Genomic DNA, 12,570 nt, shown 5'->3' with positions numbered 1-12,570 from the left:
CCTGACCGGAAACGGACAACCCCCGGCCGTCCCGCTACGGCAACCGGGTGGCCGCACCCGCCCACCGCCCTCCGCGGCGCGCTGTGCGCGGCGGCCCTCGCCATGGCGAGCAGAGCACCGACGGCTTAACCGGGCCACTTAGCTTCGCACTCGGCCCGGCCCAGCCCGGCGCAGCCGAGGCGAGAACCTTGCGTGTGCCGAGAAACCCCAATGTGGCATTGGGTGCGTCAGATGCACCCAATGCCACATTGGTTGCGGTGAGCGCACCCAATGCCACATTGGGGCGCTTCGGGCAGGACGGAGGGCGCGCGGCGCGGAGCCGGAAACGTCCGGGTTCGGCCGGTCGAGCGCACCGGCGCACCGGCCCGGCGGGTATAACGGAGTCCATGCCAGACGACGCCATCGATCCCGACGAGGACGCCCGCCGCCGGGCCGGACTCGCCCTCGCCAACGGCGACCCCACCGGGTGGTTCGAGCCCCTCTACGCCGCGGCGGAAGCGGGCGAGGCCGTCCTGCCGTGGTACCGCGGCGAGCCCTCGCCGGAACTCGCCGCCTGGATCGACGGACGGCCCGGCGACGGGCGCCGCGCGCTGGTCGTCGGCTGCGGCATGGCCGACGACGCCGAACTCCTCGCCGCCGCCGGGTACGAGACGTCCGCCTTCGACGTGTCGCCCAGCGCGATCAAAGCCGTGCTCAACCGCTTCCCGGACACCGTCGTCTCCTACCGCACCGCGGACCTGCTCACCCCGCCCGCAGAGTTCCACTACGCCTTCGACCTGGTCGTGGAGATCATGACCGTCCAGTCGATGCCCAAAGACGTCCACGACCCGGCCATCGCGTCGGTCTCCGGATTCGTCGCCCCGGGCGGAACGCTCGTCGTCGGCGCGGTCGCCGAGGAAAGCATCGACCTCGACACCTGGTCCGGACCGCCGTGGCCGCTCAGCAAAGCCGAGGTCGAATCCTTCGCCCGCGACGGCGTCACCCTCACCTCGCTGGAACGAGTCCGCGACGACAGCCGCTGGTGGGCGGAGTTCACCCGCTGATGCCCGAGGACCGTCTCGCGACGAGCCACGAACGCGCAGCCGGGCGTCCGTGGGACGAGTCCTATCAGGACGGTCCGGCCCCGTGGGACCTCGGCCGCCCGCAACCGGCGATCGTCGAACTCGCCGCCGAGGGCGCGTTCCGCGGGACGGTCCTCGACGCCGGATGCGGCACCGGCGAGAACGCGCTGCACCTCGCCGCGTCCGGACTGTCCATTGTGGGCATCGACGTCGCGGAAACCGCCGTGGCGCAAGCACAAGAGAAAGCCCGCCGACGAGGGATAGCGGCCGAGTTCGCGGTCGGAGACGCGTTCCGTCTGTCCACTTTGGACCGAACCTTCGACACGGTCCTCGACTGCGGGCTCTTCCACACCTTCGACGCCCAGGAACGCCAGGCCTACGTCGCCAGTCTCGCGTCCGTCACCGAACCGGGCGCGAGACTGCATGTCCTGTGCTTCCGCGAAACCGACGGGGACGCCGGACCGCATCCGGTCGCGCGCACCGAGCTCGAAGCCCCGTTCCGGCGCGAAACCGGCTGGCAGCTGGAAACCGTGCGAGACAGCCGGATCGTCGCCAGGTTCGCCCCGGACGGGCTCCCCGCCTGGCTGGCGACGATCCGGCGCGTCCGCGCCTGACCGCTCAGCAGGACTCGAGGAACCGCGTCAGCACCCGCGTCCCGAACCGCAGCCCCTCCACCGGCACCCGTTCGTCCACGCCGTGCGCCATCGCCCGGTACGGGAAGCCTTCCGGCAGCGCCAGGGGAGCGAAGCCGTAGCACGCCATCCCCAGCTGGCTGAACGCCTTCGCGTCCGTCCCGCCGCCCATGCAGTACGGCACCACGACCGCTTCCGGGTCCTCCGCCCGCAGCGCGCCGGCCATCGCGTCGAACCACGGCGAATCGACCGGAGCCTGCACCGGCGGCTGATGCGCCACGAACTCCCGCGTGACTCCCTCGCCCAGCAGCGAATCCAGCACCGCGAACAGCTCGTCCTCGGTCCCCGGCAGCACCCGCACGTCGACCTGCGCGGTGGCCGTCGACGGGATCACGTTCACCTTGTACCCGGCGTCGAGCATCGTCGGCGTGGTGCTGTTGCGCACCGTCGGCACCACCAGCGACCCGGCCGCGCCCAGCCGCGCCACGGTTTCGTCGACCGCGTCGCCCGACGAGAGGTCCACGGGCACCCCGAGCGCCGCGCCGGTCCGTTCCAGGAACGCGCGCACGGTCGGCGTCAGCTGCACCGGCCAGCGGTGATCCGCGATCCGCTGCAACGCCCCGACCAGCCGCACGACCGCGTTCTCCGCGTTCGGCCGCGACCCGTGCCCGGCCCGCCCGGTCGCGGTGAGCCGCAGGTGCGCGGTGCCGCGCTCGGCCGTGGCCACCGGATACAGCCGCGTTTTCCGGCCGTCCGCGGCGGGCACGTGATAGCTGTACCCGCCGGATTCGCTGATTGCCGCCGCGCAGCCCTCGAACAGGTCCGCGTGCTCCTTGACCAGCCAGTGCGCGCCGTAGTCGCCGCGGTCCTCCTCGTCGGCGACGAATGCCAGCACGAGATCCCGCCGCGGCTGAAGCCCGGAGGCGACGGCGGCCAGCACCATCGCACAGAAATCCTTCATGTCGACCGCGCCGCGGCCCCACAGGAACCCGTCGCGCACCTCGCCGGAAAACGGCGGTACAGACCAATCGGCGGCGCGGGCGGGCACCACGTCGAGATGCCCCTGCACGAGCAGCGCGGGCAGCGCCGGATCGGCGCCCGGGATCCGCGCGACGACGTTCGACCGCTGGAGCTCGGGCTCCAGGATCCGCGAAGGAACCCCGTGCCGGTCAAGGAATTCGGCGACGTACTCGGCGGCGAGCCGTTCGCCCGCCGCCTCCCCGCCGCCGTAGTTGGTGGTGTCGAACCGGATCAGGTCCGCGCACAGCGAAACAACGTCGATCTCAGCCATAAATGCCCTGCACCGCCCCTGCCGCGATGGCCGTGACCACCTTGAACGCTTTCATCGCTTCGGTCATGCTCGGCGCCTCGAACGCGACGCGGCGCGTCCCGGTCTGCTCCACGGTCGGGATGACCGCCGTCGCCTGCGCCAGATGGCTCGCGTCGAACTCGACCTCGATCCGGTGCCGCCCCGGAGTCCGCTCGGTCCGCCCGGCGCGGCCCATCGCCTCGCGCGCGCCGGTTTCCAGCAGCTGCGCGGTGCGCGCGGGCGGAAGGCAGATCGCCGCGTACCGGCTCACGCATTCCTTGACCTGCACCAGTTCCGCGTCCGGCGCGTAGTCGCGCGCGTCCTCGCAGGTCTGGTCGTCGCCGCTGACCAGCAGCACCGGCACGCCGTACTCGCCGGCCATCGCCGCGTTCAGCCTGCCCTCGCTCGCCGGCACGTCGTCCAGCCACACGCCGGTGATCTGGTTTTCCAGGTACGTGTGCGACAGGACACCGTCGAACCCGGCCCCGGCGTGGTAGCCGAGGAACACCACACCGTCCACACCGGAATCGATGCCCTGCATCATCGACAGCGGCTTGTGCCGCCCGGTCAGCATCCGCGCGCGTTCGTCGAGGTCTTCCAGCAGCAGGTTGCGCTGCGACGAGTGCGCCTCGTTGACGAGCACGTCGGTCGCGCCCGCCGCGTACAGGCCGGCCAGGACCGCGTTGACGTCGCCGGTGAACATGCCCCGGAACCGCTGCCACTGCGGGCTCCCGGGCACGACGTCGTCGGTCCAGGTGACCCCCGTGGCGCCTTCCATGTCGGCCGAGATCAGGATCCGCATGCCCGGCACTCTAGTGATCGCCGCCGCGACCATAACGATCGGACACGCACCGGCGCCGTCACATATTGCGCGCTTCCCGCGGTATGTGGTTACTTTTCGTCTCTGGGGTCGGGGATTGACGATGGGGTGGTTCTCAAGTGCGAAATAAGCACAAGCGGCACGGGTTGCGCCGCGTTTTCGGTGTCGTGACGGCAGGAACGCTGGCGATTCTGCCGCTGCCGGCCGCGCCGACGGCACAGGCGGTACAGCAGCAGGGGCAGCCGAAGGTGCTGCGGGTCGCGCTGACCACTGGTATCGACCACTTGAACCCGTTCACCGCCGGGCTCGCCGCGTCGACCCAGGTGGGCCGGTTCATCTACGAGTTCCTGACGATCCCGTCGGAGGACAAGGCCGAGGCCGCGCCGGCGCTCGCCGAATCGTGGACGACGTCGCCGGACAAGCTGACCTGGACGTTCAAGATCCGCCAGGGCGCGAAGTGGTCCGACGGGCAGCCGGTCACCGCGAAGGACGCCGCGTTCACCTTCAACCGGATGCTCACCGACTCCACCGCGCGCACCGCGAACGGCAACTACGTCGCGAGCTTCGAATCGGTGGCCGCGCCGGACGACGCCACGCTGGTGATCAAGACGAAGACCGTGCAGTCGTCGATGACCCTGCTCGACGTCCCGATCGTGCCCGAACACGTGTGGTCTCAGATCAAGGACCTCAGCGACCCGAAGACCGACACCGTCCCGGTCGTCGGCGTCGACGACGGGCCGTACCAGATCACCGAGTACAAGCAGAACGAGTACGTCAAGTTCAAGGCCAACAAGAACTACTGGCGCGGCGCGCCCAAGGTCGACGAACTGCAGCTGCTGGTGTTCAAGGACGTCGAAGCCGCGGTGAACGCCCTCAAGCAGGGCGAGGTCGACGTGATCAACCGGCTCACCCCGACCCAGTACGACGCGCTCAAGGGCCAGCCGAACATCGAGCTGAACAAGGCTCCCGGCCGCCGCTACAACGCGCTCAACCTCAACTTCGGCGTCGAGAACTCCGAGAACAAGCCGATCGGCAACGGCAACCCGGTGCTCAAGGACATCCGGGTGCGCCAGGCGATCGCGCAGTCGGTCGACATCAAGACCATCGTGGACAAGGTCGCCGGCGGCTACGCCCAGCCCGGCGGCGGCGTGATCCCGCCGATCTACTCGGCCTACCACTGGGATCCGGCTCCGGGGGAGGCGCGCAAGTTCGACCTCGCCGCCGCCAACGCCGCGCTCGACGCGGCCGGCTACCCGAAGGGCCAGGACGGCGTCCGCACCGCGCCCGGCGGCGCGCGTCTCGAACTGCGCCTCACCGGGCACGCGAACCGCGCACAGGACCAGCGCCTCGCGCAGTACCTCACCGGCTGGCTGCACGATATCGGCATCTCGGTGAAACAGGAACTCGTCTCCGACGACGAGCTGAACGACCGCACCAACGCGGGCAACTACGACCTCGCGATTTCCGGCTACGCCAACAACCCGGACCCGGACTACTCGCTGGCCCTGCACACCTGCGCCGCGCGGCCGAACGCCGAGGGCAAGGGCGGCACGACCGACACGTTCTTCTGCGACCCGCAGTACGACGCGCTCTACGCCAAGCAGCTCGCCGAAACCGACCCGGCCGTCCGCGCCGGCTACGTCAAGCAGGCCCAGGCGCGGCTGTACTCCCAGGCCGTAAACGTCGTCTACGACTACGACAACGTGCTCGAGGCCTACCGCTCCGACAAGTTCTCCTCGTTCGGCAAGCAGCCGCAGCCCGAGGGTTCGATCCTCGAGCAGACCGCCTACTGGGGCGTGTACGGCGCGGTCCCGGCCGACGCCTCGGCGGCTTCTTCGGACAGCGGCTCCGGTTCGACCGTGTGGATCGTCGTCGGCGCGGTGGTGCTCGTCGTGCTCGTGGGCGGCGGCGTCGCGCTGTCCCGCCGCGGCAAGTCCGCCGACGACCGGGAGTGAGCCTCATGCTGTGCCAGTCGCCCGCTCCCGCGCGCGAGCCCGGTCTCTGCCCTGGCGACCGCTTGCCCGACCGCCGGACCGTCCAGCGAAGGGGGAACCGCGGGTGAGCCAAGCCCTCGCGCCCGACCAGGCCTCGGTGCTCGCCGACCCCGACGAGCACCGAGGCGGGACCGGGACCCTCCGGTTCGTCCTCACGAAGATCGCCGAGGCGGCCGCCAGCGTGTTCCTGGTGATCGTCCTCGGGTTCTTCCTCTTCCGGCTGCTGCCGGGCGACCCGGTCGCGTTCATGGCCCGCGAACGCCCCACCGACCCCGGCCAGATCGCCGAGCTGCGCGAAAAACTCGGCATCGACAAGCCGATCCTCACGCAGTTCGGGCACTACTTCGCCGGCCTTTTCCAAGGCGACTTCGGCGAGTCCTACATCGAACGCCGCCCGGTGCTGGACATGATCGGCGAACGGCTGTGGCCGACCGTGCTGCTCGTCGGCAGCGCGACGATCCTGGCCGTCGCGCTCGGGCTGTGGCTCGGCGTCCGCGCGGCGTGGAAGCGCGACAGCTTCTTCGACCGCGCGCAGACCGGCATCGCGCTGACCCTCTGGGCGGTCCCGCAGTTCTGGCTCGGCCTGCTGCTGCTCGTCGCGGCCAACGGCCTGTTCCCGAGCCGGGGCATGCACTCGCCCGACGCCGGTCCCGGGTTCTTCGCCCAGAGCCTCGACGTGCTGCACCACCTGTTCCTGCCGTGCCTGACGCTGCTCGCGGTGTTCTACGCGCAGTACATGCTGGTGATGCGCTCGTCGCTGCTCGGCGAAATGAACGCCGACTACCTCACCACCGCCCGCGCGAAAGGCCTGCGCGACGACCTCGTCCGGCGCCGGCACGCGGTCCCGAACGCGCTGCTGCCCACCGTGACGCTGATCTTCATGCAGTTCGGCATGGTGGTCGCCGGCGCCGTCACCGTCGAAGCGGTGTTCAGCTGGCCCGGGCTCGGCCAGCTCACCTACGACGCGCTGCACGGCCCGGATCTGCCGGTGCTGCAAGGGGTTTTCATCGTCCTCGCCAGCGCTGTCGTCCTGATGAACCTGTTCGCGGAGCTGCTCTACCGCGTGCTCGACCCGAGGGTGCGTACCGCATGACCGCCGCCACCGGAACCCCGGCCGAAAGCGCCCGCGCGATCGCGTGGCGCCGCCGCCGCGCCGGAATCGCCCGCACCTGGCACGAGTTCGCGACGCAGAAAGCCGCGCTCGCCGGGCTGGTCCTGCTCGCGCTCACCGTGCTGCTCGCCCTCCTGCTGCCGGTAATCAGCGACCCGAGCGGCCTCGACGTCACCCGCGTCACCGGCAAACCGCTCAGCCCGCCGGACGGCCAGTTCTGGCTCGGCACCGACATCGACGGCCGCTCGGTGCTGCTGATGACGTTGTGGGGCACCAGGATCTCCCTGCTCGTCGGGTTCTGCGCCACCGTGCTCAGCGTGTTCATCGGCACCCTGATCGGCATCGCCGCCGCGCACTTCGGCGGCTGGGTGTCGGCGATCCTGTTGCGGTTCACCGACTTCTTCCTCGTGCTGCCGTCGCTGGTGCTCGCGATCGCGTTGTCGGCCGTGCTGCCGCGCGGGATCTGGACCATCGTGCTCGCCATCGGCGTCACCGCCTGGCCGAGCACCGCCCGGCTGGTCCGCGCCCAGACCCTCACCATCGAAAGCCGCCCCTACATCGAACGCGCCCGCGCGCTCGGCGGCGGCCACCTGCACGTGATCGCGAAACACGTGCTGCCCGGCGTCGCCCCGCTCGTGCTCGCCAACACCACGCTCGTGGTCGGCAACGCGGTCATCGCCGACGCCACCCTGTCGTTCCTCGGCGTCGGCGACCCCACCGCGATCTCCTGGGGCGCGATGCTCGAAACCGCCCTCAACAACGGCGCGGTCACCCGCGGCGCCTGGTGGAACCTGCTCCCGCCGGGCCTCGCGATCGTGGCCGTCGTCCTGATGTTCACCCTCGTCGGCCGCGGCCTCGAAACCGTGCTGAACCCGCGGCTCAAAGGACGGCACTCGTGACCGCGCTGCTCGAACTGAAAAACCTCGGCGTCACCTACCGCACCGGCGGCGGCGACGTCCCCGCGGTCCGCGGCGTCGACCTGCGCCTCGACGCGGGCGGCACGCTCGGCGTCGCGGGGGAGTCCGGCTCCGGCAAGTCCACCGTCGCGATGAGCGTGCTCCGGCTCCTGCCTCGCAGCGCGAAGATCACCGGCGAGGTCCTGCTCGACGGCGAGGACGTCAACGCCATGCGCTGGGGACGGCTGCGCGCGGTCCGCTGGGCCGAGGCGTCGGTCGTGTTCCAGGGCGCGATGCACGCGCTCAACCCGGTCCGCCGCGTCGGCGAGCAGATCGCCGAACCCATCCGGCTGCACGCGCCCGAGGGCGCCGCCCGGTCCGAAGCGCAGGTGCAGGCGCGGGTGACCGAACTGCTCGAACAGGTCGACCTGCCCCGCTCGCGGGCGAGCGCGTACCCGCACGAACTGTCCGGCGGCCAGAAACAGCGCGTGATGATCGCGATGGCCCTGGCGTGCGAACCGCGGCTGGTCATCGCCGACGAACCCACCACCGCACTCGACGTCATCGTGCAGGCCCAGGTGCTGTCCGTGCTGTCGAAACTCGTCGCCGAACGCGGCATCGGGCTGGTCATGATCAGCCACGACCTGTCCGTGCTCGCCGCCACCTGCGAACGCATCGCGGTGATGTACGACGGCGAACTCGTCGAGGAACGGCCCAGCGCCGAGCTGATGTCCTCGCCGCGGCACGAACACAGCAAAGCGCTCGCCGCCGCGTTCCCGACGGTCGGCGACCCGGTCTCGCGCTACGCCCCGGCCACCGCGACGCCGCTGCCGCCGGAACCGGAGGAACGCGCCGGCGCGGACGGTGCGCCGCTGCTCGCCGCCGAGGACCTGCACGTCACGTTCCGTGACCGCAAGGGCAAGCGGATCCACGCCGTCAACGGGGTGGACCTCGAGGTCCGCCGGGACGAGATCGTCGCGCTGGTCGGCCAGTCCGGCTCGGGCAAGACCACCCTCGCCCGCACGCTGCTCGGCCTGCAGAAACCCGACTCCGGCACGGTCCGCTACGCGGGCAAACCGGTGCCCTCGGGCGGGGCCGGGCTGCGCGCGTACCGGCGGGAAGTCCAGCTCGTGCTCCAGGACCCGACGAGCGCGCTCAACCCGGCCCACAGCGTGTACGAGGCGGTCGCCGAAGGGCCCCGCATCCACGGCCTGCCGAACGAACGCGACATCGTGCTCGACGCGCTCGAATCCGCCGAACTGCGCCCGCCGGAGAAATACCTCGACCGGCTCCCGCACGAACTGTCCGGCGGCCAGCGCCAGCGCGTCGTCATCGCCGGAGCGCTCGCGCTCGAACCGTCGCTGCTGCTCGCCGACGAACCGGTGGCCTCGCTGGACGCGTCGGTGCGCGGCGAAATCCTCGCGCTGCTGCTCCGGCTGCGCCGCCGGCTCGGCCTCTCCGCGCTCGTCATCACCCACGACCTGGGCCTGGCCTGGAACATCGCCGACCGGGTCGCGGTGATGTACCGCGGCGAGCTCGTCGAAACCGGTACCGTCGAACAAGTCCTGCTCGACCCGCACCACGAGTACACGAAGTCGCTGCTCGCGGCGCTCCCCGGGGGCACCGCGCAGCGGACCGCGGCCGACCGCTGACCGCGGCCCGTTCCGGGCGCGCGCCGAACCGGGCGCGCCCGGAGCCCGTGCGGGGCCAGCCGACTGCACCCGGTAATCTTCTGGATCGAAATGGCCACTACTATCGACGACGCGCAGCCGAACGCCGGCGCCCTCGGCCGGCAGTTCCTGACGCCCGCGCGCTTCCCGTACCGGACCATCGCCATGGGCACGGTCGGCAGCGCCCTCCTCATGCTCGCCGCGCTCGGCGCCGGCGGCATCCTCATCCGCGACCCCGTCCTCGGCCACGGCCCGTTGTCCTGGGTCCGCTACGGCCACGGCCGCGCCCTCGCCAACGCCCTGCTCTACACCGGCTTCGGCCTGGTCGTGTGGGCGTGGGTCCGGCTCGGCCGCTACGCGCTCGCCGGACGCATCGGCAGCAAGCCGATCCTCATCGCCGCGCTGTGCTGGATGGCCCCGCTGCTCGTGTCGCCGCCGCTGTTCACCCGCGACGTCTTCTCCTACCTCGGCCAGGGCGCGCAGCTGCTCTACGGGCTCGACCCGTACGCCAACGGCCCCGCAGAACTGCCCGTGCTGCCGAACGTCGTGCAGAACGTGCACCCGCTGTGGCAGACCACGCCCGCCCCGTACGGGCCGCTGTTCCTGCTGATCTCCAAGGGCATCGTCGCGATCACCCAGGACCACATGATCGCCGGCGTCATCCTCACCCGGCTCGTCCTCCTCGTCGGCCTCGGCATGACCCTGTGGGCGCTGCCCCGCCTGGTCAAGCACCTCGGCGGGAAGCTCCCGGTCGCGCTGTGGGTCGCGGTCGCCAGCCCGATGATGGTCATCCACCTCTTCGGCGGCCCGCACAACGACCTGATGATGCTCGGCTTCCTCACCATCGGCATGCTCGCCGCGCTCGAGCGCAAGCACGTCGTCGCGGTCGTGCTCGTCACCGTCGGCATGCTGATCAAGCCGACCGCCGCCGTCGCGCTGCCGTTCATGGTCTGGATGTGGGCCGCCGACATGGCCGGCCCGTCGAAGACGAAGAACTTCTTCAAGGCCGGAGCCGCCGCGGTCGGGCTGTTCCTGCCGGTGTTCGTCGTCGGCACCTGGGTCTCGCTCGGCTCGCTCAACCTCGGCTGGTGGTCCGGCCTCAAGGCCCCGCAGCTCATCACCAACTGGCTGAACTTCCCCAGCGGCATCGGCGAGGCCGTCTACAACCTCGTCCACCTCATCGCCAACGTCCAGCCCTCGCCGTTCGTCACCGTCGCCCGCGCCATCGCGATGGTCGGCCTCGTCGTGTTCGGCATCCGCCAGTGGTGGCTCGCCCGCGGCGGCGGCAAGGAAGCCGTCTACCGGGCCGCGATCACGCTGCTGGCCGTCGCGATCCTCATGCCGCCGACCCTGCCGTGGTACCTCACCTGGGGCTTCGTGCTGATCTCCGCGTTCCCGTGGGAACGGCGGAACCTGTCGGCGATCGTCGCGATCTCGGTGTTCGTGACGCTCGTGTACTACCCGACGGGGGAGCAGGCGCTCTACGACTGGTGGTTCATCGCGATCGTCGTCGTGGTCAGCCTCTACTCGGCCGCGTCCCTGCTGCGCCCCGACCCGCTCGGCCTCGTCGCCGCGTGGCGGAAGAAGCCGAAGGACGAGGAATTCCTCCCCGCCAAATCCTCCTGAGCGCTCCGGAGGCGGTGGTCCCGCGCCGGGACCACCGCTTTTCGGCTTACGCGCGGGCCGCGCGGTAGTTCCGGAACAGCAGGTACGTGTCGAGAATGTCCGCCGGGTCGCTCTCCACCGACCGGTAGATGCCCCACTTCGGCTGCACGTAGTCGCCCTGATCCGGCAGCTTCACCCCGGTCTCGCGCCCCTGCGCGGCGATCGGCGCCCCCGGGCCCGCGCCGTTGCGGATCACGCACGCCGCCGCGCCCGCGTCACCCGGAGTGAGCGTCCACTCGACCGTGATCCACTTGTCCCGCAACGGAGCCAGCTTCGCCGCCGCGATCGACGGCGACCCCGGATTCGCGTACGCGCGAGCGGAAATCATCTCGACCCCGCCGTCGCGGACCAGGTCCAGCGTCACCCACGGACCGTCGTTCGTCGCCGGGGTCTTGGTCTGGAAGATGTGCGTGAACCGGCTCGTCCCGTGCAGGCTCGCCGGGACGAACATCTCGTACGACAGCGACCACGTCTCGCCGTCGTGCATCTTCAGCACGGAACCGTTCTGCACCATGCCCTTCGTCTCGGTCCGCTGCCGATCCCCGCCGCCGGTGGTGTCGCGGTCGTCGCGCCAGATGTTGAACCGGTAGTGATTTCCCTCCACCACCACGTACTTCCGGCCCGGATGCAGCCCGCCGCGATCAGCCTCGACGCCCTCGAACGCCTTCAGCCCGTCCTTCACCGGATCGGGATGCCACAACGGACTCGCGGCATTCGCGCCGTAAGCCAGGGGACCGGTCAAGAACGGCACGGCGAGCGCCGAGCCGACGATCGTGCGCAGCGCCGTCCGGCGCGGAAAACCAGGGGATTCCGGCATCTTGCAGTGTCCTTTCCGGGCACGGAGAAGGGGCACATCGGCCGGCGGCGCAGTACATCCGATGTCTGGCGGGTCAAAGGTAAGACCCTTTCCGAACCCGGTCAAGCACGGGCCCGGACGACCGTCCTGGTGAGGTCGCTTCGACGCAGTGCAGGTAGTGCGGCACCACTTCGTCCATCGGGACCGGCCGCATCCCCGTCCACGGAATCGCCGGTCAGCGGCGGGCTGACCGCGTTGACCCGCATCCCGCGCGGCAGTTCGACCACGACCGCGGACATCGCCGCGATGCATATCCGCATCGCAGGCCGGAGTTTCGTCCGCCGGGCGCAGGACCGAACTGGTCGCCTCGGTGCCGCGAGAGGCTCCAGGCGCTCCGGCCGCCTGCCCTGACTTGGATATCCGGTGGCAGAACGCGCTTCTGCGGCGGACCGGATATTTCAGCGACCCGGCGCAGACCCGCTGAACTCACCGCTTGAGCCCTCGGTACCGATTGATCAGCGCGGTGAGGGTCGCGCGGTCCGCACCGCTGTTGAGCGCGTCGATCAAGTCGTCCGGGCACAGCTGGTAGTGCTCGCCCCACCAGCGGCGGGCGCGG

10 protein-coding genes are annotated in these 12,570 nt (G+C 70.6%); 7 read left to right on the top strand and 3 right to left on the bottom strand.

What is annotated here, in order from left to right:
- Window positions 1–386: 386 nt before the first annotated feature.
- Together CU254_RS19525 and CU254_RS19520 are read left to right on the top strand one after the other, a co-directional pair.
- On the top strand, window positions 387–1,043 hold the full coding sequence (locus tag CU254_RS19525) for a bifunctional 2-polyprenyl-6-hydroxyphenol methylase/3-demethylubiquinol 3-O-methyltransferase UbiG (protein WP_009078643.1): 657 nt from the start codon (window positions 387–389) through the stop codon (window positions 1,041–1,043).
- Entirely contained in the window at window positions 1,043–1,675 is a 633-nt protein-coding gene (locus CU254_RS19520; protein WP_009078641.1) for a methyltransferase domain-containing protein, read from the top strand. Before CU254_RS19525 ends, CU254_RS19520 begins: the two co-directional genes overlap by 1 nt.
- Before the next feature lie 4 nt (window positions 1,676–1,679).
- Here CU254_RS19520 and CU254_RS19515 read toward each other — a convergent pair whose 3' ends face one another.
- On the bottom strand, window positions 1,680–2,984 hold the full coding sequence (locus CU254_RS19515; RefSeq protein ID WP_009078640.1) for a M20/M25/M40 family metallo-hydrolase: 1,305 nt from the start codon (window positions 2,982–2,984) through the stop codon (window positions 1,680–1,682).
- Window positions 2,977–3,804: a M55 family metallopeptidase gene (locus tag CU254_RS19510; protein ID WP_009078638.1), complete on the bottom strand. Its 828-nt coding sequence runs from the start codon at window positions 3,802–3,804 to the stop codon at window positions 2,977–2,979. The genes CU254_RS19515 and CU254_RS19510 overlap by 8 nt, the downstream gene beginning before the upstream one ends.
- Before the next feature lie 164 nt (window positions 3,805–3,968).
- Here CU254_RS19510 and CU254_RS19505 point away from each other — a divergent pair, with 164 nt between their 5' ends.
- From CU254_RS19505 to mptB, 5 genes are all read left to right on the top strand, one after another.
- Complete coding sequence (locus CU254_RS19505; RefSeq protein ID WP_009078636.1) at window positions 3,969–5,777, top strand: ABC transporter substrate-binding protein; 1,809 nt, start codon at window positions 3,969–3,971, stop codon at window positions 5,775–5,777.
- A gap of 103 nt (window positions 5,778–5,880) precedes the next feature.
- Window positions 5,881–6,909 (top strand): ABC transporter permease, encoded by a 1,029-nt coding sequence (locus CU254_RS19500; protein ID WP_037714203.1) that lies wholly within the window; start codon window positions 5,881–5,883, stop codon window positions 6,907–6,909.
- The gene (locus tag CU254_RS19495) at window positions 6,906–7,826 is read left to right on the top strand and encodes an ABC transporter permease (RefSeq protein ID WP_009078633.1); all 921 of its coding nucleotides are present in this window, start codon (window positions 6,906–6,908) and stop codon (window positions 7,824–7,826) included. The genes CU254_RS19500 and CU254_RS19495 overlap by 4 nt, the downstream gene beginning before the upstream one ends.
- Window positions 7,823–9,475 (top strand): ABC transporter ATP-binding protein, encoded by a 1,653-nt coding sequence (locus CU254_RS19490; protein ID WP_100266828.1) that lies wholly within the window; start codon window positions 7,823–7,825, stop codon window positions 9,473–9,475. The genes CU254_RS19495 and CU254_RS19490 overlap by 4 nt, the downstream gene beginning before the upstream one ends.
- 90 nt (window positions 9,476–9,565) lie before the next feature.
- Window positions 9,566–11,119: a polyprenol phosphomannose-dependent alpha 1,6 mannosyltransferase MptB gene (gene mptB / locus CU254_RS19485; protein ID WP_009078627.1), complete on the top strand. Its 1,554-nt coding sequence runs from the start codon at window positions 9,566–9,568 to the stop codon at window positions 11,117–11,119.
- A 46-nt stretch (window positions 11,120–11,165) separates the two neighbouring features.
- Here mptB and CU254_RS19480 read toward each other — a convergent pair whose 3' ends face one another.
- The gene (locus tag CU254_RS19480; RefSeq protein ID WP_037714199.1) at window positions 11,166–11,975 is read right to left on the bottom strand and encodes a hypothetical protein; all 810 of its coding nucleotides are present in this window, start codon (window positions 11,973–11,975) and stop codon (window positions 11,166–11,168) included.
- Window positions 11,976–12,570 lie beyond the last annotated feature (595 nt).

It is taken from the genome of Amycolatopsis sp. AA4, from assembly GCF_002796545.1.
In the GTDB taxonomy this organism is placed as follows: Bacteria; Actinomycetota; Actinomycetes; order Mycobacteriales; family Pseudonocardiaceae; genus Amycolatopsis.
This window is presented reverse-complemented; position numbering and strand designations above follow the sequence as displayed.

Bases quoted from the DNA above. Each gene is read 5' to 3' on its own strand.
- CU254_RS19515 (WP_009078640.1), bottom strand. From the start codon at position 2,984: ATGGCTGAGATCGACGTTGTTTCGCTGTGCGCGGACCTGATCCGGTTC.
- CU254_RS19520 (WP_009078641.1), top strand. From the start codon at position 1,043: ATGCCCGAGGACCGTCTCGCGACGAGCCACGAACGCGCAGCCGGGCGT.
- CU254_RS19495 (WP_009078633.1), top strand. From the start codon at position 6,906: ATGACCGCCGCCACCGGAACCCCGGCCGAAAGCGCCCGCGCGATCGCG.
- mptB (WP_009078627.1), top strand. From the start codon at position 9,566: ATGGCCACTACTATCGACGACGCGCAGCCGAACGCCGGCGCCCTCGGC.
- CU254_RS19510 (WP_009078638.1), bottom strand. From the start codon at position 3,804: ATGCGGATCCTGATCTCGGCCGACATGGAAGGCGCCACGGGGGTCACC.
- CU254_RS19525 (WP_009078643.1), top strand. From the start codon at position 387: ATGCCAGACGACGCCATCGATCCCGACGAGGACGCCCGCCGCCGGGCC.
- CU254_RS19480 (WP_037714199.1), bottom strand. From the start codon at position 11,975: ATGCCGGAATCCCCTGGTTTTCCGCGCCGGACGGCGCTGCGCACGATC.